Source organism: Pseudomonas marginalis (assembly GCF_008692035.1).
GTDB lineage: Bacteria > Pseudomonadota > Gammaproteobacteria > Pseudomonadales > Pseudomonadaceae > Aquipseudomonas > Aquipseudomonas marginalis.
Genome location: NZ_VTFG01000002.1, coordinates 649311 through 670493 on the forward strand (window position 1 = coordinate 649311; position 21183 = coordinate 670493).

20 protein-coding genes and 1 pseudogene are annotated in these 21183 nt (G+C 59.3%); 10 read left to right on the forward strand and 11 right to left on the reverse strand.

Annotated features, from left to right (window positions below):
• Window positions 1–309: 309 nt before the first annotated feature.
• On the forward strand, window positions 310–1917 hold the full coding sequence (nadB, locus tag FX984_RS23035; protein WP_108573993.1) for an L-aspartate oxidase: 1608 nt from the start codon (window positions 310–312) through the stop codon (window positions 1915–1917).
• Window positions 1918–2344: 427 nt separating this feature from the next.
• On the opposite strand, the gene FX984_RS23040 is transcribed toward nadB, so the two are convergent.
• From FX984_RS23040 to FX984_RS23060, 5 genes are all read right to left on the reverse strand, one after another.
• Entirely contained in the window at window positions 2345–3367 is a 1023-nt protein-coding gene (locus tag FX984_RS23040; RefSeq protein ID WP_108573992.1) for a hypothetical protein, read from the reverse strand.
• A gap of 69 nt (window positions 3368–3436) precedes the next feature.
• Window positions 3437–3835 carry a hypothetical protein gene (locus FX984_RS23045; protein ID WP_133822130.1) on the reverse strand — a complete coding sequence of 133 codons (399 nt, stop codon included), beginning with the start codon at window positions 3833–3835 and terminating at the stop codon, window positions 3437–3439.
• 390 nt (window positions 3836–4225) lie between these two features.
• Window positions 4226–5074: a Rha family transcriptional regulator gene (locus tag FX984_RS23050; RefSeq protein ID WP_108573990.1), complete on the reverse strand. Its 849-nt coding sequence runs from the start codon at window positions 5072–5074 to the stop codon at window positions 4226–4228.
• 1091 nt (window positions 5075–6165) lie between these two features.
• On the reverse strand, window positions 6166–6588 hold the full coding sequence (locus FX984_RS23055; RefSeq protein ID WP_108573989.1) for a hypothetical protein: 423 nt from the start codon (window positions 6586–6588) through the stop codon (window positions 6166–6168).
• Between the two features lie 144 nt (window positions 6589–6732).
• Window positions 6733–8175 (reverse strand): tyrosine-type recombinase/integrase, encoded by a 1443-nt coding sequence (locus FX984_RS23060; protein ID WP_146475785.1) that lies wholly within the window; start codon window positions 8173–8175, stop codon window positions 6733–6735.
• Window positions 8176–8218: 43 nt separating this feature from the next.
• Here FX984_RS23060 and FX984_RS23065 point away from each other — a divergent pair.
• Window positions 8219–8410, forward strand: a pseudogene (locus FX984_RS23065) (L-aspartate oxidase); the annotation flags it as partial.
• On the opposite strand, the gene FX984_RS23070 reads toward FX984_RS23065, so the two are convergent.
• On the reverse strand, window positions 8379–8825 hold the full coding sequence (locus FX984_RS23070; protein WP_146475786.1) for a protein YgfX: 447 nt from the start codon (window positions 8823–8825) through the stop codon (window positions 8379–8381). The pseudogene FX984_RS23065 and the gene FX984_RS23070 sit on opposite strands and share 32 nt — an antisense overlap.
• A complete protein-coding gene (locus FX984_RS23075; RefSeq protein WP_027604321.1) occupies window positions 8809–9063 on the reverse strand; it encodes an FAD assembly factor SdhE in 255 nt (84 codons plus the stop codon). Before FX984_RS23075 ends, FX984_RS23070 begins: the two co-directional genes overlap by 17 nt.
• A gap of 140 nt (window positions 9064–9203) precedes the next feature.
• Here FX984_RS23075 and ygfZ point away from each other — a divergent pair, with 140 nt between their 5' ends.
• Together ygfZ and FX984_RS23085 are read left to right on the forward strand one after the other, a co-directional pair.
• Window positions 9204–10145, forward strand: a complete 942-nt coding sequence (gene ygfZ, locus FX984_RS23080) for a CAF17-like 4Fe-4S cluster assembly/insertion protein YgfZ (protein ID WP_027604322.1) — start codon at window positions 9204–9206, stop codon at window positions 10143–10145.
• A 36-nt stretch (window positions 10146–10181) separates the two neighbouring features.
• On the forward strand, window positions 10182–11003 hold the full coding sequence (locus FX984_RS23085; RefSeq protein ID WP_027604323.1) for an HDOD domain-containing protein: 822 nt from the start codon (window positions 10182–10184) through the stop codon (window positions 11001–11003).
• On the opposite strand, the gene FX984_RS23090 is transcribed toward FX984_RS23085, so the two are convergent.
• Entirely contained in the window at window positions 11004–12389 is a 1386-nt protein-coding gene (locus FX984_RS23090) for a sensor histidine kinase (RefSeq protein WP_027604324.1), read from the reverse strand.
• Window positions 12382–13053 carry a response regulator gene (locus FX984_RS23095; RefSeq protein WP_146475787.1) on the reverse strand — a complete coding sequence of 224 codons (672 nt, stop codon included), beginning with the start codon at window positions 13051–13053 and terminating at the stop codon, window positions 12382–12384. The genes FX984_RS23090 and FX984_RS23095 overlap by 8 nt, the downstream gene beginning before the upstream one ends.
• 235 nt (window positions 13054–13288) lie before the next feature.
• Between FX984_RS23095 and FX984_RS23100 the strand changes: the two genes are divergently transcribed.
• From FX984_RS23100 to FX984_RS23120, 5 genes are read left to right on the forward strand one after another with little or no spacing between them, the layout of a single operon-like run.
• A complete protein-coding gene (locus FX984_RS23100; RefSeq protein WP_146475788.1) occupies window positions 13289–14581 on the forward strand; it encodes an OprD family porin in 1293 nt (430 codons plus the stop codon).
• A 31-nt stretch (window positions 14582–14612) separates the two neighbouring features.
• Window positions 14613–15596 (forward strand): Bug family tripartite tricarboxylate transporter substrate binding protein, encoded by a 984-nt coding sequence (locus tag FX984_RS23105; RefSeq protein ID WP_027604327.1) that lies wholly within the window; start codon window positions 14613–14615, stop codon window positions 15594–15596.
• A 59-nt stretch (window positions 15597–15655) separates the two neighbouring features.
• Window positions 15656–16114, forward strand: coding sequence for a tripartite tricarboxylate transporter TctB family protein (locus FX984_RS23110; protein ID WP_027604328.1), 459 nt, complete (start codon window positions 15656–15658; stop codon window positions 16112–16114).
• A gap of 1 nt (window position 16115) precedes the next feature.
• Window positions 16116–17630, forward strand: a complete 1515-nt coding sequence (locus FX984_RS23115) for a tripartite tricarboxylate transporter permease (RefSeq protein ID WP_027604329.1) — start codon at window positions 16116–16118, stop codon at window positions 17628–17630.
• A complete protein-coding gene (locus tag FX984_RS23120) occupies window positions 17623–18660 on the forward strand; it encodes an AbrB family transcriptional regulator (RefSeq protein ID WP_027604330.1) in 1038 nt (345 codons plus the stop codon). The genes FX984_RS23115 and FX984_RS23120 overlap by 8 nt, the downstream gene beginning before the upstream one ends.
• Window positions 18661–18691: 31 nt before the next feature.
• On the opposite strand, the gene ung is transcribed toward FX984_RS23120, so the two are convergent.
• A complete protein-coding gene (gene ung / locus FX984_RS23125) occupies window positions 18692–19384 on the reverse strand; it encodes a uracil-DNA glycosylase (RefSeq protein WP_027604331.1) in 693 nt (230 codons plus the stop codon).
• Between the two features lie 136 nt (window positions 19385–19520).
• Between ung and FX984_RS23130 the strand changes: the two genes are divergently transcribed.
• Window positions 19521–20633: an enoyl-CoA hydratase/isomerase family protein gene (locus tag FX984_RS23130; RefSeq protein WP_065938877.1), complete on the forward strand. Its 1113-nt coding sequence runs from the start codon at window positions 19521–19523 to the stop codon at window positions 20631–20633.
• A 55-nt stretch (window positions 20634–20688) separates the two neighbouring features.
• On the opposite strand, the gene FX984_RS23135 is transcribed toward FX984_RS23130, so the two are convergent.
• Window positions 20689–21060 (reverse strand): hypothetical protein, encoded by a 372-nt coding sequence (locus tag FX984_RS23135; protein WP_081744398.1) that lies wholly within the window; start codon window positions 21058–21060, stop codon window positions 20689–20691.
• Window positions 21061–21183 lie beyond the last annotated feature (123 nt).

The window sequence follows — 21183 nt, forward strand, 5'->3', positions numbered from 1 at the left end:
CCGGCTGCGCGAATAATCTTGTCGTCGGTTTTCTGACGCGTCCAATGCTCCCGACGGGCCAATAAACTCAACGTTTCCCAGCTTTCGGGCAACCTGCTATTGAGTCGAGGCTTATGCAAAAAGTTCCCATCTCAATAACCTGCCGATTTTACCCGAGCCGTGCACCGTAATCTCACATTGCCACGAATGCCCGGCTATTGTGCCGCTCCCCCCCTCTATATACTAGTGGCCCGTGTGACCCTTTGATTCGCCGATCCAGGCGTCCTGTTTGCGCCAGCCCTGTGGATCGCTTTTTGCGGAATCCTTCAAATGAGCCAACAGTTTCAACACGATGTCCTGGTGATCGGTAGCGGCGCGGCCGGCTTGAGCCTTGCACTTACCCTTCCCAGCCACTTGCGCATTGCCGTCCTGAGCAAAGGCGACCTGGCCAACGGTTCGACATTCTGGGCCCAGGGCGGTGTCGCCGCGGTGCTGGACGACACCGATACGGTGCAATCCCACGTTGAAGACACCCTCAACGCCGGCGGTGGCCTGTGCAACGAAGACGCGGTGCGCTTCACCGTCGAGCATAGCCGCGAGGCGATCCAATGGCTGATCGACCAGGGCGTGCCCTTCACCCGCGATGAACACGCAGGCAGCGATGACGGCGGCTTCGAGTTCCATCTGACCCGCGAAGGCGGCCACAGCCATCGCCGTATCATCCACGCCGCCGATGCCACCGGTGCCGCGATCTTCAGGACCTTGCTCGACCAGGCCCGCCAACGCCCCAACATCGAATTGCTGGAACAACGCGTCGCTGTCGACCTGATCACCGAAAAGCGCCTGGGCCTGCCGGGCGAACGCTGCCTCGGCGCCTATGTGCTCAACCGCGCCAGCGGCGAAGTGGATACTTATGGTGCGCGCTTCACCATCCTCGCCTCCGGCGGCGCCGCCAAGGTCTACCTCTATACCAGCAACCCCGACGGCGCCTGCGGCGACGGCATTGCCATGGCATGGCGCTCGGGCTGCCGGGTGGCCAACCTGGAATTCAACCAGTTCCACCCCACCTGCCTTTATCACCCACAGGCCAAGAGCTTCCTGATCACCGAAGCCCTGCGCGGCGAAGGTGCACACCTCAAGCTGCCCAATGGTGAGCGCTTCATGCAGCGTTTCGACCCGCGCGCCGAGCTGGCTCCACGGGATATTGTCGCCCGCGCCATCGACCATGAAATGAAGCGCCTGGGCATCGACTGCGTCTACCTGGACATCAGCCACAAGCCCGAAGCGTTCATCAAGACCCACTTCCCGACCGTCTACGAGCGCTGCCTGGCGTTCAACATCGACATCACCAAAGGCCCGATCCCGGTGGTGCCGGCGGCGCACTACACCTGCGGCGGTGTGATGGTCGACCAACATGGGCGTACCGATGTACCCGGCCTGTACGCGATTGGCGAAACCAGCTTCACCGGCCTGCACGGCGCCAACCGCATGGCCAGCAACTCACTGCTCGAATGCTTCGTCTACGCCCGCTCGGCCGCAGCCGACATTCTCGAACAACTGCCGCGCATCCCGGTGCCGGCCGCCCTGCCCCGCTGGGATGCCAGCCAGGTTACCGACTCGGACGAAGACGTGATCATCGCCCACAACTGGGACGAGCTGCGGCGCTTCATGTGGGATTACGTGGGGATCGTGCGCACCAACAAGCGCCTGCAACGGGCACAGCACCGGGTGCGATTGCTGCTGGATGAGATTGATGAGTTCTACAGCAACTACCGAGTAAGTAGAGACCTGATTGAACTGAGGAACCTTGCTCAGGTAGCGGAACTGATGATCAGGTCTGCCATGGAACGTAAGGAATCTCGGGGTCTGCACTACACGCTGGACTATCCAGGGATGCTGTCAGAGGCGAAGGATACGATCCTTACACCGACCTTTTGAGGCACGTTAGGAGCCCATAGCGTAGCACCATAGGATCCCGGTTTGTAACAGCTTTGGCGCACATTTGTCCCAACGCTGGGGTCCTTATCGCCTGCCCGCAAGGGTCCCTATCGTGCGCCTGGGCGTGGCGCGGGAGGCCCATGGGGGAATTTGATAAAGGTCCCTTCTTTAGATGGGCACACAAATTATTCCCAAATTTTCCCGTTAAGACTTCCTCATAGGCCCCAAACGGCAACCATGAGACGGACCAGTAACGACACACCACAGAAGGCCAAGTAGGCGTCCCCTAAGGTGATCGTCATATGCAACCTCCAACTGAATCGATATAACATTACATAGAATTTAGGGAGACCGAAGCCGCCCTAAAGTGAATCGTTACCGTGAAGCTATTTTGTTATTGGATAACCCGACTGCCCTACTGTGCCCCTTAAGGAGCAACGGCAAAGACCAAACGCTTGATCATCTTGAAAGGCACTGTCTCAGTCTGTAGACCTTGAGTGTCCAACTTCACACGGACCATGGCATTAGCCAGAATATCGAAGACACAGCGGATCTCAAGGTCCCAGCCTTGCATAGCAGCATTACGTGTCGCCTCAACCTTCCAGATGTCGCCATTACGGCCCGTCCGGTAGCTCACTGAAGTGAAGGACTTAGGCAGCATAAAGACACCGTAGTCAGTACCTGAGTAGGCCTGTACGCCCGTCCCCAAGAGTTCCTGAGCATCCTCAAGGCCAGCACGTTGAGCGGCACGATTGAGCATAGGAGAGATGGCCGAAGGGATCAGGATGATGAAGTCAGCCACATCAACACCTACAGCAGGGTTAACGTGTTCGGCCAACATGTCCAAGATGTCCTCAGCCTTCTCAACAGGTTTGCCTGATAGTGCCCCAACATATGAGGTATCCACTGAAGGCGCTCCTACAAGTGCCCCAGCGACCTTGCCAGCAGCATGTAACTCAATGTCCAGTAAGAGCTTCTGACCAGTTTGCATCATGGACCCTTCAGTCCAACCAGCCTGGAGCGTATGGTCAAGCATGGTGATCCGATGGCTGATCAAGATGGCCTTTTCGGCGGCTTCAGTGAAGATGAATTCACCAGCCAGCACATCGGCCTTGTCTACAACCTGATTGTCCCAGTTCTCACGGGGATCAAAAGTCACCGATTGGTCGGCCAGGAGAGCGATCTGTTGCCCCGTGGCGTTAGAGCCATAAGGACGGAACTCACAAGGAGTCGCCTCTATGGCAGCTTCACGCCAATCCTCAGAGTTTAGATACTCATCAAAGGCCTGGCTGATCGACTCGATGTAAACCGAAGTATCCGAAGCCGCCAGGAAGTCTTTACGGACCGGACCGGCATTGTATTGAATCTGCCCACCATCAACCTGACCATAAGTATCGGACGTGATGGCGGTACTGTATGAGTCTGGTTTTTTGTTCTCAAAAGGTTTCATGTAGTTCTCCTAAAGTTGTTATAAATATCCTCAGCAAGACAAAGGACTATTCGTGTAATGGTTAGCTAATTACCAGTCAACACTATTGCCTGACCGGGAACGTATAGCCTCACCATGAGAGCGGACCTTGGCGAACTTACGTTCCCGTTCAAGTCGCTTCTCTGCCTGCTCCTTAGGAGTGGACATATGGACACGATCAACAGCCTCTTGAGCCAATACTTGACGGTCGCGTTCCCATCGCTCGACTTCCTGACGTTGCTCAAAGAGGAAGCGTGAGGCCTCAGGAACGGAACTTAGAGACAGTCCAGCATTATCAAAAGCCTCTGCGACCTTAGTGATACGGACACGATCCTTACCGGCCTGAAAGACCAATAGGGGCAGCATCACGGCCTCTGCAAAGGAGCGAGTGAGAGTCTGACCAAACAACTCAACAGACTTAGGAGTTACGTTTGTGATATTGAGATTCATGATTTATTTGTCTCCTGACATTGGTAAGGGAATCAGGCGCATAAGGAAGAGAAGACCAGAAAGGCGGAGACCATACGTCTCTCCCTACTGATTCACTTCCAATGGCATCTCTGGATTTGTATTTCGGATAGTCCCATGCGCGGGACATTAGGTTACTTTCAGCGCGGACTTATTGATTGATAATGGGATAAACCTGACAGTGATTAGTCACCGTACTTACAGCCTACCTTGGCCAACTCCCGCTCAACCCAAAGCCTCTTAGTGGACTCTGTGGGCCTTGGAATACAGAACAGACCAGGAGCCTTATCTATTTCCAAAATTGCTCTCAGTGCTTCCCTGCGCATATCCTTAGGGGCATCCATCAATATGGTTTCCGTATAGGACACGGGCTTAAGCTGACTCATTGAGAGCCTGCTGTTTACGCTCATGGGCTTCACGCTGGACTTGATTAACGTCATTGGGACTATTAGCAACATCCCAAACGGTCATCCTCTCAGAACCAAAGCCCTTTATGTCTATCACATAGCCATCACTGTCGATTACAGGTCGAGGCTTGCGGTGTTCGATCAGTCCCTTGGCAATGTTCTCAGCGTTCGGTCGAAGCCACTCATTGATACCCTTGAGGGTGACCTTGAAGAGGTGGCCGGTCAGTTGGATAGCCTTGTTGGACGTGGAGACCTCACGGACCCAGCCGCTCTTGGCGTACTTAGGGTGCATCCGAGTCAGATCCTTGCGCTTAGCTGCGCGCCCCGTGGCGATGAACATTTCCATCACCTTATCTGGGTTCGCTACGCCAGCCAGACGGCAGGCTTCACGCCACGTATAGCCCGTGGTGGTCCCTTTACGGACATGTTCGTCGTAGGCTGGTGCCATTGCATCGACTCGGGTTTGCAGGTCGATCAGCGTTTCCGTGATTGCCTGTGAGGCGAACGCCGGGTTGGCTGCCTGCTCAAGTTCGATCCAGCGACCGACCACCGTATAACGCAGTGCGGTGTCGTAACCCGTAATCAGTGTGAAGACCATTTGCTTATTCAAAATCAGCATACGGTACTGCTTACCACGGCTCTCAAAGGTCGACTCAGTGACGCCTTCAATTTGGCTCCTCAAAACTGAGGGGCGAGATTTCGAGACCAGTTCGATGACACTGTCAGCATCTCGCAAAACGTTGTCGTGACGCTTGCCAGTCATAGCGGCAATCTCGACGGTGGTCATGGTGATTTCTTTGATGTCGTTAAGCATAGTAGTGGTGTCCTTTTTGAATGCTCCCTGAGTTCGCTTCCACAGGCCGACCGTCAAGACCCCACTACGGGCATCGACTATGGCTCAAGAAGCATTCAGAAAGACTTGACGTTGATATGAGCCCAGCGACGGGCGTTGAGACGTTGGATGTTGTGTTCCTAAACGTGAGGGTTAAATCAGGGCTCGCTGATCTCAGACCCCACACAGCAGAGCTAATCAAGCAATCAGGAGAGAGCGCAAAGGCAATCTGAAGGATCCACGTAACAGACCATGCGGACCTCCCTGAGAGGAAGACTTAGCTGTATCCCCTTTATGGTGAGGGTTTTTAGTGGGTGTTTTGAATGAGCGACCAGGGAGAAGACTCAGAAGGTTTTAAAGGGCTGCTTAGCTGGGAGACTCAAGTGTCAAAGTTGACTCACAGCCATGGTCTTCATTGCGAAGCAAGAACCATAACTCAAGGTCTTTAAGTCAAAAGCAAAGATAATTTAATAGATAATATTATGATGCACTTCAAGTCTCTCTTTAGAAACTTAAAGATAAAAGCCCCTATATACTGAAGCATAATCTGAGAGCCCCAAACTCAGTTATGACCAGGACACACCTGGCTTACTTCAGTACACGCCTGCTCCGACTACAGGCCACCCGAAGGCGTCATCATGCCAAGCTCTATGAGAGAGCAAGGGTCGGAATTGTGCAGCCTGGACATGCTACTTATGAGTAGCCAAACCAGGAAGCTATAGGAGGACTTAAGATTTCTTATGGTCGTCTCCTAAACGTGAGGGTTAATTAAATCGGTTGACAAACCAACAGAAACCTCAGTCAAAACAGGGCGGCTCTACGTGAATTCCGCAAGGGCAACCCCTTACGAACTCCTCAGATCTCATTCAGGACCGTGAGGGTTAATTCCAAACTCAATACTTCAGCGACTCAACGATCCCCTTAAGGGTATGAGCCACTGTCCGGATACACCTTACCCACAGAGGGCCACCTTGGAGGTGACCTTACAGCATCATTCACAGAGGTCGCCACGTTTCGGGTGGTGTCGCTCTGGTTATTGTGGGGGGTTTAAATCCCCTCTCAAACAGAGACACTCACAAACTTTTACCATCAGCATTCTTTATACTCTGATCTGCAACATCACAGATGAACTTGGCAATAAATGAAGCTACATTCCCACTATCAAATATAAAATCACTTTCAAACTGATATTCACCGCTAACATTGAGGGTTACCAACTTCCCCATTTTATTCTTGCAATCCCCAGCAGTGACATACCACTTACTCAATTCTATTTTCTTGCGCTTGGCACTAATGGCTCTACCTGCCAACACGGCAATAGGAACATCACTTTTATTTTGTGAAAATTCAAACGATCCTGGCATAGCTTCCCAAGTTGAACCGTCTTCTGCTGAAACGAGTTTTATCCAGCCCTTATCGGCAGACGCAGAGAAGCTAACAAACAAAAGTAAAGCACTCGCCAAAACGATAAGTAATTTATCAAATGCCCTCAACATCTTAAGTCGCACTCCTTAGATTAAAGGTCCGGGCAATTTTTCCCTGAGATGAAATTCGATCACCCGCTATCGCACACTATCCGCGCTGGAAATTCGTATAACTCGCGGTGCCTCACAGATGAGTCAATTCAACTCTGGGTAGTATCATACGGCCATACGAAACGCACTTACCAGCGCCTCAGCCATACGGCCCACCTCAACGGCACTCCCCGCCCCATACAGGTCATAGCTGATAGACCCCGAAGCGTGCCCCAAGATGGACTCAGCGGTTCCCACAGGCACCTCAGCGGCCTTCAAGGCACCGGCCAGCGAGTGACGCAACGAATGGAAGGTCTGGGTCCGATCAGCGTTCAACGTCAGGACCTCCCTAAGGGCCCCATTGAGCACGTTCGAGAACTGACCGGCTCCCAGTGTGAACAGCCGTGAGTCAGCCTTATCGACAAACTCAAGGAACGCCTGAAGATCGAAGCCGTAGGCACCATCAGTCAGTGGCACAACACGGAGAGCATTCTTGGTCTTAGCTGTCTTGCCGTCATTCCTATTGATGTCGATGACCCACACGCTGCCGACCTGTTTAACGTCAGCCTTGGTCAACTGTCTGAGTTCCTCGATACGAGTCCCTGTGATGATCCCAAGGGACAACGCCCAACGCTGCCATGCGTCTACTGGTAGTGAGTTAGCGTGAGCCATCAGGGCCTTTACCTGATCCTGAGAGAGCGCCTCACGGGAGCTGTCAGCATCCTTGGATAGCTTCAATCCCTTATCGAAGCCCTTGTCGATGTAGCCATTATGAACAGCCCAATCCATGACAGTTGATAGCCGGGTCAGTAACTTGTTCACAGTGGAACCTTTGCGGTCCTCAAGGAGCTTTGCCTTGAGCGCCACCATGTCAGCCCGAGTGTGCCCTTTAAGGTCGAGGTCTCCCAATACAGCGCTGATAGCCGCACAAGACGACTTTACATCTCTCATAGTGCTGGCCTGTACGTTGTCCTTTTGCTCGGCCATATAGAGCGCGGAGAGGGACTTGAAGGTCAGACCTGAGGAAGCGCTTACAGATAGGGACAGGCAAGGGGCTACAGACGTGCCACAAGGTTCACCATTGAGGTCCTTAACGATCTCGGCCAGCTTTCCCGACCGTCCCCGCATACGCTCCTGTGATGCCTCAAGGATCTCCAGTGCCTTACTCACTGCACGTTGCTGGTTGACGCTCAGGGGCAGCTGTGCGGACGCCTTACGGAGCGCCAAGTGATGCTCATCATTGATCATCTCGTAAGCGACCAGTGAGCTGTCACCGTGTGCCATCGTCAGGTTGTACTCAGCGATGTCTATAAGGCGCTCACGGAGTTCGTCCCATGACGCCTCAGGGTTGTCCAAGTGGTAAGCCTTGAGAGTCGAGAGAATGTCGTCGGAGATGGTCATTGCGGTGGCCTTGTCGGTAGTCCTGAGTGACAGCGTGAAGAAGCCCTTAACGGTTCCTTGAGGGCGAAGGCGAAGGTAATAGCGACCAGACCGGCGATAGTGGTACGGCTTGGCGAGCGCAGTTTGTAACAGGTTTGTCCCAGTTTGGGAGCGGTGGTTGACGATCATCGGCTGAAACCCCTGTATCCATTGGGTTTAGCCTCATAAGGTCGAGTTCTACAGCAACTATAAGGTCAGCCGTGACCTGATCGAACTGCGCAACCTGGCCCAAGTCGCGGAGTTGATGATCCGTTCGGCCATGGAACGCAAGGAAAGCCGGGGCCTGCACTACACCCTCGACTACCCGCAGATGTTGCCCGAGGCCCGCGACACTATTCTGGTGCCAACCACCTACGGCGGCTGAACTTCAAGCGAACCCGCAGGCGCCGGTGCACATCGGCGGCCTGCGAATCCGTCGGCACGCAGACCGAGCGAACCCGCCATTCCCCCGGTACGCGATAGCGCAACACCACAATCAGCGGCAACGCCAGGCTGTCGGGGCGCAGCTGCACGCGATGCCAGCCGCGCTCACCGCTGAATAATTGCCAGCCCTCTTCATCCCGTCGCAGGCCACGAATCGACGAACGGTGAGTCAGCAGGACATAACGCGGCAATACCCAGGCAGCCTGGGCCAGGCACGCCAGCACGCCGAGGACGGCAAAGGGAGAGTCGAGGACCATCAGCGCACCCAGCGCGAACAGCTGGGCAAGGAGATACGCCGCCAGCAGCAGCCGTGAGGCCTGCCAGCAGCATTCAAAACGATTACTTGGGCTGGACACGATCCAGGATCATCCGGACCATGCGCTGCAGTTCAGGATCTTCGGATTCGGCCCGCTCCATGAACCAGCCGAACATGTCCTGATCTTCGCAAGTCAGCAGCCTGACGTAGAGATCGCGATCTTCCTTATTGAGCGTCGCATACACCTCTTTGGTAAAAGGCACCAGCAACACATCAAGCTCAAGCATGCCACGACGGCTGTGCCAGTAGAGACGATTGATTTCTACATCTTCGACCATGGAGCGCTCCTCAAATAGAGCGCAAGTATACAGGCCCGACGGCACCGGAACAGTCGGCTTTGGTCGCCCCCTACGGAAACTATCCATTTGCCGGGCGCCCCTCTATGATGCACCCATGACTTTTTGACCTGCGATGACCCATGGCTGACTCTGCTTTCTTCTGCCCCCTGTCCCACGAAGGCGTTCTCGCCGTCCGCGGCTCCGACGCTGCCAAGTTCCTGCAGGGACAACTCACCTGCAACCTCAATTACCTGAGCGACACCCAGGCCAGCCTCGGTGCGCGCTGCACGCAAAAAGGCCGCATGCAGTCGAGCTTCCGCATCCTGTTGCAGGGCGACGGCGTACTCCTGGCCATGGCCAGCGAACTGCTCGAACCGCAACTGGCGGACCTGAAGAAATATGCGGTGTTCTCCAAGTCCAAGCTCACCGACGAAAGCGCCGCCTGGGTGCGTTTCGGTGTGATCGATGGCGATCAGGCGCTGACCGGCCTTGGCCTTGAGCTGCCCACCGAAACGGACAGCGTTGCCCGTACCGAACACCTGATCGCCGTCCGCGTGTCCCCCGCCCGCGCCGAACTCTGGGTACCGGCCGAGCAAGCCGACGGCGTGCGCGGCCAATTGGCCGCACAGTTGACACAAACCGACTTGAATCACTGGCTACTGGGCCAGATCCGCGCCGGTATCGGCCAGGTCATGCCCCAGACTCGCGAACTGTTCATCCCGCAGATGCTCAACCTGCAGGCCGTGGGCGGCGTCAGCTTCAAGAAAGGCTGCTACACCGGCCAGGAAATCGTCGCGCGCATGCAGTACCTGGGCAAACTCAAGCGTCGCCTGTACCGCTTGAGCTTGAACGCGGCGCAAATGCCCGAGCCAGGCACCCCGTTGTTTTCCCCCAGCCACAACAGCTCGATCGGCGAAGTGGTGATTGCAGCAAAAGCTGACCAGGTGATTGAACTTCTGGCGGTATTGCAAGCCGAAGCTGCCGATAGTGGCGATGTGCACCTAGGCACACTGGAAGGCCCCGGTTTGCAACTGCTTGACCTGCCTTACACCCTTGACCGCGATCGTGAGATCCAGCGTTAGTCGCCGTATTTTCCTGCAACACCCTAGAGAGCATGAATGAACAAACTGGCGGAAAAAGTCCAACAGGCGTTGGTTAAGGCCATCGACAACGATGACCTGGTTCTGCCGACATTGCCGGAAGTGGCCCTGAACATCCGTCAGGCCGCTGAAGACCCGGAAATCAGCATCAGCCACTTGAGTAAAGTGATCGGCCGCGACACTGCGTTGTCGGCGCGCCTGATCAAAGTGGTCAACAGCCCGCTGTTGCGCGCCACCCAGGAAGTCACCGACCTGCACACCGCCATCACCCGGCTGGGCACCAACTACAGCAGCAACCTGGCCATCGGCCTGGTGATGGAACAGATCTTCCACGCCCGTTCCGAAGTGGTCGAACAGAAAATGCGCGATGTGTGGCGCCGCAGCCTGGAAGTGGCAGGTGTAAGCTACGCCCTGTGCCGCAACCACAGCCAGCTCAAGCCGGACCAGGCAGCGCTGGGCGGCCTGGTGCACCAGATCGGCGTGCTGCCGATCCTGACCTACGCCGAAGACCACTACGAGCTGCTGTCGGATCCGGTCAGCCTCAACCACGTGATCGACAGCATCCACCCGGTGCTGGGCGACAAGTTGCTGAGTGGCTGGGACTTCCCGGAAATGCTGGCGAAACTGCCGGGCCAGTACCTGAACCTGGAGCGGGACTCAGCCTGCCTCGACTACATCGACGTAGTGCAGATTGCCATGCTGTATTGCCATCACGGCACCGATCACCCCCTGGCCAAGGTGGACGTCTCCAGCGTGCCTGCGATGAAAAAACTGCGGGTTGATCCCTACAGCGAAAAACTGCGCGCAGAGCTGGATGAAGCGCGCGCCATGTTCGATTGATCAACCGGCGATAAAACTCACCCGCACCTTCAACCCCGCGTGCTCGCCGTCATGCAGGCTGATCTGGGCCAGATGCGCACGACAGATTTCGCCCACGATCGCCAACCCCAGGCCTGAGCCCATGCCTTGCTGGCTACGGCGGTAGAAGCGCTCGAACACCCGGTCGCGCTCATCCTGCGGAATACCCGGGCCATCATCTTCCACCTCCAGTACCGCCGGCGCCGTGACCCGCAGGATCACGTTGCCGCCCGGTGGCGTGTGCGCCAGGGCGTTGTCCACCAGGTTGCTCAACAGCTCGTTGAGCAGCGTCGGCTCGCCACGCAACCACACCGGTTCATCCGCCTCCAGCGCCAGTGCCACGCCGCGCGCATGGGCCAACGGCGCCATGGCCATGCCCAGTTCACGGGCCAATTGGCTGAGGTCGAGCAACTGCGCGCCGCCTTCGGCAATCGCCCGGGCACCGTTTTCGATGCGCGCCAGGGACAGCAACTGATTGGCCAGGTGGGTCAACCGATCGGTGCCTTGGGCGGCGGTCTCCAGGGTACTGCGCCAGGTTGCGGGATCTTCGGCGCGCAGGCCCAGCTCCAGGCGCGCCTTGAGCGCCGCCAACGGGGTACGCAGTTCATGGGATGCATCGGCAATAAACTGCGCCTGACGCTCGAACTGGCCGCGCAGGCGTTCGGTGAAGTGGTTGAGGGAACGCACCAGCGGGCCGAACTCATGCTGAACCTCCACCAACGGCAACGGCCGCAAGTCGTCGGGCTGGCGCTCTTCCACCGCCGTGCGCAGGCGCTCCAGCGGGCGCAAGGCGGCGCTGACGGCAAACCACACCAGCAACAAGGCGCCAATGGCGAGCATGCCCAGGCGCAGCAAGGTGTCAGCCATCAGGCTGCGGGCCATGCTCACCCGTGCCTCATCGGTTTCGGCCACGCGGATTTCCGCCATGCCGTTCATGTTCGGTTCGGAGACCGCCTTCAGCAGGCTGACCACCCGCACTTCCTGGCCCTGGTACTTGGCGTTGTAGAAGCGCGCCAGCGCCGGGTAGTCGTCGGTGCGCGGTGTGCCGGGGGGCGGGCCGGGGAGGTTTTCGTAGCCGGAAATCAGCTTCTGATCAATGTCATTGACCTGATAGTAGATGCGCCCGGCGCTGTCGTAGGCAAAGGTGTCGAGGGCGACATAGGGCACGTTGGCGCTGAGGGTACCGTCCACCTGGGTCAGGCCGGCGGCGATGGTACGCGCCGAGGCCAGCAGCGTGCGGTCATAGGCGGTGTCGGCCGCTTCGCGACCGTTCCAGTAGGCACTCATGCCACTGGCGAGCATCAACAGCACCAGCAGCAGCGCCAGGTTCCACAGCAGGCGCCAGCGCAGACTGCTGGGCTTATGCATCGCGGGCTTCCAGCAGGTAGCCGAGACCGCGGAACGTCACGATAGCGATGGGTTGGCCATCGAGCTTCTTGCGCAGGCGGTGCACGTAGATTTCGATGGCGTCGGGGCTGGCCTCTTCGTCCAGGCCGAACACCTGGGAAGCCAGTTGCTCCTTGCTCATCACCCGGCCTGGGCGGGCAATCAGCGCTTCAAGCACGGCTTGCTCGCGGGAAGTCAACGTCATCAACTCGCCGCCCACCGTGAAACGTCGGGTGTCGAGGTCATAGACCAGCACCCCGCAGGCCTGCTGGCGCTCGCCGCCCAATACGGTGCGGCGCAGCAGCGCCTTGACCCGGGCTTCCAGCTCGGTCAGTTCGAACGGTTTGGCCAGGTAGTCATCGGCGCCCAGGTTCAGGCCATGCACGCGGTCTTTCACATCGCTGCGCGCGGTCAACATCAGCACCGGCAGGTTTTTCCCACGCGCCCGCAAGCGCGCCAGCACCTCGAAACCGTCCATGCGCGGCAGGCCCACATCAAGGATGGCGACCGCGTAATCCTCACTGCCCAAGGCCAGGTCGGCGGCCACGCCGTCATGCAATACGTCAACGGTCAAACCTGTGCTCTTGAGCGCTTGGGCGACGCTTTCGGCGAGTTGCAGATGGTCTTCAACCAGAAGGACACGCATGGATTTCCACCTTATTCGGACGTGGTCGGCGCCACGCTTTGCCGGGCAGTTTACAGGCGCCGACTGCCCTGTGAAGCCTGAAAACATTGAAAGGCAGCTGAAAGGTTAGTGAAAGCTTCGCCCTTTAGCATCCAGCCACGGTAGGTCCTGCCTGCCGAGCGACCTGATGGGTCGCGCCCGAAAAACGCCTCGAAGCGTTTTCGCCAAAATAAGAACAATAACGGAGTGCACCACGATGCTGTCGACACAGCCACAGGCTTGCCCGCCTGTTCGTATTTCCCGCCTGACCCACACCGCCCTTGCCAGTGCCGCTGCCCTTGCCGGCTTTTCGCCGCTTGGCCAGGCTGCCTTCTTCGAAGACAGCAGCGCGACCCTGGAAACCCGCAACATGTACTTCAACCGCGACTTTCGCGACGGCACCAGCGCCCAGCAGTCCAAGCGCGACGAGTGGGCCCAGGGCTTCATGCTCAACCTGCAATCGGGCTACACCGACGGCACCGTCGGCTTTGGCGTGGATGCGCTGGGCATGCTCGGCGTCAAGCTCGACTCCAGCCCCGACCGCACCGGCACCGGCCTGCTGCCCACCCACGACGATGGCCGCGCCGCCAATGAGTACTCCAAGCTGGGCCTGACCGGCAAAGTGAAGATTTCCGCCACCGAGCTCAAGATCGGCTCGCTGATGCCTGAGCTGCCGATCCTCAAGCCCAATGACGGGCGCATCCTGCCGCAGACCTTCAACGGTGGCCTGGTCACCTCCAAGGAATTCAAGAACCTGGTCTTCACCGGCGGCCGCCTCGACAAGGCCAAGGACCGCGACGACAGCAACTACGAGGACATCGCCCTCAACAACAAGAACAGCCGCTTCCTCAGCGGTGCCACCGGCAAGCATTTCAACTTCGGCGGGGTCGACTACAAGTTCGCCGACAAGATCACCGGCAGCTACCACTTCGCCCAACTCGACGACGTGTACCGCCAGCACTTCCTCGGCCTGGTCGCCGCGCGCCCGATGGGCCCCGGCACCTTCGCCACCGACCTGCGCCTGGCGATCAGCGATGACGCAGGCGCAGCCCGTGGCGGCAAGATCGACAACACCTCCCTCAACGGCCTGTTCAGCTATGCCCTCAATGGCCATAAGCTCAGCGCCGGCTACCAGCATATGTCCGGCGACAGTGCCTTTCCGTACGTGGATGGCAGCGACCCGTACCTGGTCAACTTCGTGCAGATCAACGACTTTGCCGGCGCCGAAGAGCGCTCCTGGCAGGCGCGCTACGACTACGACTTCGCCAAGCTGGGCATTCCCGGCCTGAGTTTCATGAGCCGTTACCTCTCGGGTGACAATATCAAGCTCAGGAACGGCGACACCGGCAAGGAATGGGAACGCAACAGCGAGATCAAGTACGTGGTGCAAAGCGGTACGTTCAAGGATGTCGCCGTGCGCCTGCGCAATGCCACCTACCGTTCCAACTATTCAGCCCGTGATGCGGATGAAATGCGCCTGCTGGTCAGCTACAGCGTTGCGCTCTGGTAAGCCACTCATAACAACAAAGACGGAGATCACCATGACCCCTTCATTGCGTAAATTGGCCCTCGCCGCCGGCTGCATGCTGTTCGCCGGCCAACTGCTGGCCGCCGACGAACCCAAGCGCCCGGAATGCATCGCCCCGGCCTCCCCCGGCGGTGGTTTTGACCTGACCTGCAAACTGGCGCAAAGCGCGCTGGTCAACGAGAAACTGCTGAGCAAACCAATGCGCGTGACCTACATGCCGGGCGGCGTGGGCGCGGTGGCCTACAACGCCGTGGTGGCCCAGCGTCCTGCGGACGGCGGTACGCTCGTGGCCTGGTCCAGCGGTTCGCTGCTGAACCTGGCCCAGGGCAAGTTCGGGCGCTTCGATGAGAGCGCCGTACGCTGGCTGGCCGCCGTGGGTACCAGCTACGGTGCCATCGCCGTTAAAGCCGATTCGCCCTACAAGACCCTCGACGATCTCGTCAAAGCCCTGAAGAAAGATCCGGGCAGCGTGGTGATCGGTTCCGGCGGCACCGTCGGCAGCCAGGACTGGATGCAAACCGCGCTGATCGCCAAGGCCGCCGGGATCAACCCGCGCGAGCTGCGCTATGTGGCGCTCGAAGGCGGCGGTGAAATCGCCACCGCCCTGCTCGGCGGGCATATCCAGGTCGGCAGTACCGACATCTCCGACTCCATGCCGCACATTCTCAGCGGTGACATGCGCCTGCTGGCGGTGTTCTCCGAGGAGCGCCTGGACGAGCCGGAAATGAAGAATATTCCGACCGCCAAAGAGCAAGGCTACGACATCGTCTGGCCGGTGGTGCGTGGCTTCTACCTCGGGCCAAAAGTCAGCGATGCCGACTACGCCTGGTGGAAGGAGGCCTTCGACAAACTGCTGGCCTCCGACGAGTTCGCCAAGCTGCGTGACCAGCGCGAGCTGTTCCCGTTCGCCATGACCGGCCCGGAGCTGGACACCTACGTGAAGAAACAGGTGGCTGACTACAAAGTGCTGGCCAAAGAGTTCGGCCTGATCCAGTAATCGCCCCTCTGTCGCGCGGCCATGCCTGGCGAACCCCAGGCATGGCCCAGGAGTTCAACATGCTCTTACAACGCATATTCGCCGCCGCGCTGCTGCTGGCCTGCGCCGGTCTGGCGCTGATGGCCTGGCCCTACCAGGCGTCGTTTTCCTACGAACCCGTAGGGCCCCGCGCCTACCCATTGCTGATGCTCGGGCTGATGAGCCTGGCGCTGATCTACATGCTGTTCCGCCCGCAACCCACCCAGCACACCGAAGAAGAACCCGCGCTGGACCGCCAGACCCTGGTCAAGATCGGCATCTGCGTGGCGCTGTTGATCGTGTTTGCCGGCACCTTCGAGCCCCTGGGCTTCATCCTCAGCAGCATGCTGATCGGCATCCCCATGGCGCGCCTGTATGGCGGGCGCTGGGTGCCCAGCGTGGTGATCGTCAGCCTGATGGCCATCGGTCTTTATCTGCTGTTCGATAAGGCCATGGATGTTCCACTGCCCCTCGGCCTGCTCGACGTTCTGGAGAACTGATATGGATACTTTCGGCTATTTGGGCCAGGGCTTCGGCGTTGCACTGTCCCCCTACAACCTGGTGACCGCCCTGTGCGGCACCCTGATCGGCACCGTGGTCGGCCTGTTGCCGGGCCTGGGCCCGATCAACGGCGTGGCGCTGTTGATCCCCATCGCGTTTGCCCTGGGCCTGCCGCCGGAATCGGCACTGATCCTGCTGGCGGCCGTGTACCTGGGCTGCGAATACGGCGGGCGTATCAGCTCGATCCTGCTGAACATCCCGGGCGAAGCCTCCACCGTAATGACCACCCTCGACGGCTACCCGATGGCCCGCAAAGGCCTGGCCGGCGTGGCGCTGTCGTTGTCCGCGTGGAGTTCGTTCATCGGCGCGTTTATCGCCACCTGCGGCATGGTGCTGTTCGCGCCGCTGCTGGCCAAATGGGCGATTGCCTTCGGCCCGGCGGAATATTTCGTGCTGATGGTGTTCGCGATTGTCTGCCTGGGCGGCATGGCCGGTGACAAACCGCTGAAAACCTTCGTGGCGGCGCTGATCGGCCTGTTCCTCTCGGCAGTGGGCATCGATGCCAACAGCGGCGTGTACCGGTTCACCGGCGATAACATCCACCTCACCGACGGCATCCAGTTTGTGGTGTTGGTATTGGGCTTGTTCTCCATCAGCGAGATCCTGTTGCTGCTGGAAAAAACCCACCGTGGCCAGGAAGCGGTGAAAGCCACCGGGCGGATGATGTTCAACCTGAAGGAAGCAGGTTCGGTGTTCGTGGTGAACATTCGTTGCGGCCTGCTCGGTTTCATCATGGGCGTGCTGCCCGGCGCGGGCGCGACCCTGGCCTCGGCCGTGGCCTACATGACCGAGAAACGCCTGGCCGGTGCCAGCGGCAAATTCGGCCAGGGCGACATGCGCGGCCTGGCGGCACCGGAAACCGCCATCGGCGCGTCCGCCTGCGGTGCCTTGGTGCCGATGCTGACCCTCGGCGTTCCCGGGTCGGGCACCACCGCCGTGATGATCGGCGCCCTGTCGCTGTACAACATCACCCCCGGCCCGCTGCTGTTCCAACAGCAACCGGACATCGTCTGGGGCCTGATCGCCTCGTTGTTTATCGCCAACATCATGCTGGTGATCCTCAACATCCCGATGATCCGCATCTTCACGCGCATCCTCGCCGTGCCGAACTGGGCGCTGGTGCCGGTGATCGCGATCATCACCGCGATCGGTGTGTACGCGGTGCACGCCACCACCTTCGACCTGTTCCTGATGGTCGGCATCGGCATCTTCGGCTACATCCTGCGCAAGCTGGACTTCCCGCTGTCGCCGGTGCTGCTGGGCTTTATCCTCGGCGGCCTGATGGAGCAGAACCTGCGCCGCGCGCTGTCGATTTCCAACGGTGACCTGCAGATTCTCTGGTCAAGCCCGATCACCTTCGGGGTGTGGGTACTGACCGCGTTGATGCTGGCGTTCCCGCTGGTGCGCATCTACCGCAAACGTGCCCTGCAGCGTCGTGCCGTGGCCGATGTCTGAGGTCACCTTTAAACATTGGTGGGGAACACCGCTGGTCGGCCTGGCCGGCGGTTACCTGGCCAGCCTGGTCGGCTGGCCTTTGCCGTACATGGTCGGCTCCTTACTGGCGATCATCCTCGTGCGTTGCCTAACGCCCTGGCAGTTGGCGGAGATTCCCGGCGGGCGCAAATGCGGCCAATGGGTGGTGGGCATCGGCATCGGCCTGCACTTCACCCCCGTGGTAATCGAACAGGTAATGAGCCATTTCGGCCTGATTTTCTTCGGTGCGTTGGTCACCAGCCTGTCGAGCGTGGTCGGCGTGTGGTTGATGCGCCGCAGTGGCGAAGACCGCGCCACCGCGTTTTTCTCGAGCATGCCGGGCGGTTCCGGGGAGATGGTCAACCTCGGCTCGCGCAATGGCGCGGTACTCAGCCGTGTGGCGGCAGGGCAAAGCCTGCGTGTGCTGGTGGTGGTGCTGTGTGTGCCGGCGATCTTCAAGTATCTGTTGGGCGGCGGTGCGCCGCAGTTTCATCCGGCGCCGGTCAGTTGGGTGTGGCTGGCGCTGCTGTTTCCACTCGGTGCACTGGTGGCCTGGGGATGGCAGCGCTTGCGCCAGCCTAACCCGTGGTTGTTCGGCCCCTTGCTGGTCAGTGCGACGGCCAGCGTGGTGTGGGACCTGCATATCGGCCTGCCCGACGGCGGCAGCCAGATCGGCCAGTGGTTGATCGGCAGCGGGTTGGGCTGCCACTTCAATCGGCAGTTCTTTCGTCGAGCACCATCGTTCATGGGCCGCACCTTGATCGGCACGGCCTTGACCATGGCGCTGGCAACGTTGGCGGCGGTGGGCTTGAGCGCCCTCACCCACCTGGACCTGCGCTCGCTGACCCTGGGCATGATGCCCGGCGGGATTGCCGAGATGAGCCTTACGGCCGAGACCCTGCAACTGTCGGTGCCGTTGGTGACGGCGATGCAGGTGATGCGCTTGTTGTTTGTGCTGTTCCTGGCGGAGCCGTTGTTTCGGCATTGGAACCGTCAGCCGGAAAAAATCTAAACCTTCGGCACAGGTTGAACTGTGCCTGGCCTTAGAGCGGCGGCAACCGCCACTCAATCGGCGTTTCGCCGTTCTGCTCAAGAAACTTGTTGGTGCGGCTGAAATGCCCGCACCCCAGGAACCCCCGGTACGCCGACAACGGCGACGGATGCACCGACGTCAGCACCAAATGCTTGGTGGCATCGACCAGCTTCTGCTTGCCCTGGGCATGGGCGCCCCACAACAGGAACACCAGGTGCGGCTGGTGCTCGCTGACCACCTCGATAATCCGATCGGTAAAGAACTGCCAGCCCTTGCCCGCATGGGCATTGGCGTTGGCGCGTTCCACGGTCATGGTGGTGTTGAGCAGCAACACGCCCTGGTCGGCCCAGCTCTGCAGGCAGCCGTGGTTGGGGATGTCGATGTTCAGGTCGCGCTTGAGCTCTTTGTAGATATTGACCAGGGACGGCGGCGCCGGCACGCCCGGTTGTACCGAGAAGCACAAACCGTGGGCCTGGCCGGGGCCGTGGTACGGGTCCTGGCCGAGGATCACCACCTTGACCTTGTCCAGCGGCGTTGAGTTAAGCGCATTGAAGATCAGCGGGCCGGGCGGGTAGATCTCTTTGCCGGCGGCATGTTCCTGGCGCAGGAACTCGCGCAACTGGCCCATGTAGGGCTTATCGAACTCATCACGCAGGGCGTGTTTCCAGCTGGGTTCGAGTTTGATACGGTCGCCTTCGGTCATAGTTGAAATGTCTTGTAGAAAAGAATGAGGCGAACCCTAGGAAAGCCGGCCCTGCTTGTCAATTGATCTGACACACCACCGGCACTTTCCCACGAAGCGATCATACTGATCCTTCACCTTCTCGATTGAGGTCACGATGAATCTGCACTTCGAAGAACTGACCGGCAGCGGCGGCGCCCGCGTCGGCATCGCCAGCCTCGACGCTGAAAAGTCCCTCAATGCCCTCTCTTTGCCGATGATCCTGGCCCTGACTGATCGCCTGGAGGCCTGGGCCAAAGACCCGAACATCGTCTGTGTGCTGCTGCGTGGCAACGGGCCCAAGGCGTTTTGCGCCGGGGGCGAAGTGCGCAGCCTGGCCCAGGCCTGCCGCGAGCAGCCGGGTGAAGTGCCGGCCCTGGCCGCACAGTTTTTTGCTGCGGAATATCGTCTCGACTACCGCTTGCACACTTACCCTAAACCACTGATCTGCTGGGGCCACGGCTACGTGCTGGGCGGGGGCATGGGCCTGCTGCAAAGTGCGGCCATACGGATTGTCACGCCGAGCAGCCGCCTGGCCATGCCCGAGATCAGCATCGGCCTGTACCCGGACGTGGGCGCCAGTTGGTTCCTGTCGCGCCTGCCGGGCAAGCTGGGCTTATTCCTTGGCCTTACCGGTGCCCATATCAACGGCCGTGACGCCCTGGACCTGGGCCTGGCCGACCGTTTCCTGCGCGACGATCAACAAGACGAGTTGCTCGATGGCCTGCTGCAACTGAACTGGCAGGAGCAGACCGCGATACAGCTCAACAGCCTGTTCAAGGCCCTGGCCCAGGAAGCCGTGGCCCAGCAACCCGAGGCGCAATGGCTGCCGCGCCGGGCACAGATCGACGAATGGCTGGACGTCGGCGATGTGCGCAGCGCCTGGCGCGCCTTGAGCCCGCTGCGCGACCACGCCGACCCGCTGTTCAACCGCGCCGGCAAGACGCTGAGCGAAGGCTGCCCGCTGACCGCACACCTGGTGTGGGAACAGATCCAGCGGGCCCGCCATCTGTCCCTGGCCGAGGTGTTCCAGATGGAATACACCCTGAGCCTGAACTGCTGCCGCCATCCGGAATTCAGCGAAGGGGTGCGCGCGCGGTTGATCGACAAGGACCAGAAGCCCCATTGGCATTGGCCGGACATCAATACGGTCCCGGACGCCGTTGTGCAGGCGCACTTCACCAAGGCGTGGGAAGGCCGGCACCCGCTGGCGGACTTGTCCGATTACTGAGGTTTTGCGCCCATGAAAAAGCGGCGCTTCATGCGCCGCTTGTCATACAGGCCGGTCAACGGTGACCGCCGCGGCCACCTCCACGGTCATGATCGCCACCGCGTCCATGCCCGCCATTGTTCCAACGATCCCCCCAGCCCTGGTTCGGGTAAGGCCGGTAACCGGCCCTTGGCCCTGACGGGTAATAGCGAGGCGCCGGCTGGTAATAACGCGGTGCCGAGTAGTAACGCGGTGCCGGAGCGTAGTAACGCGGCGACGGGTAGTAATCACGGCGATATTGATACGCCGTGCCGCCGCCATAGTAATAAGCCGGCGCCGGTGAGGTGTAGACCTCGGAACGGTAGTAGCTCTGGCCTCCATCGTAGTAGGGCACACAAGCGGAAAGGGTCAGACCGAGTAAAGCGCTGAGCAGCAGTCGTCGATACATGGCGGCCTCCTGGACCGCGGAAGAGCACCTCCAGCGACGCTGGGGGGCGGCATTCAGCTTTCACTGAATGACGAAATATCTGACATCAAAAAACGAAACTGGTGCGTTTTCGCAATAGTTTGA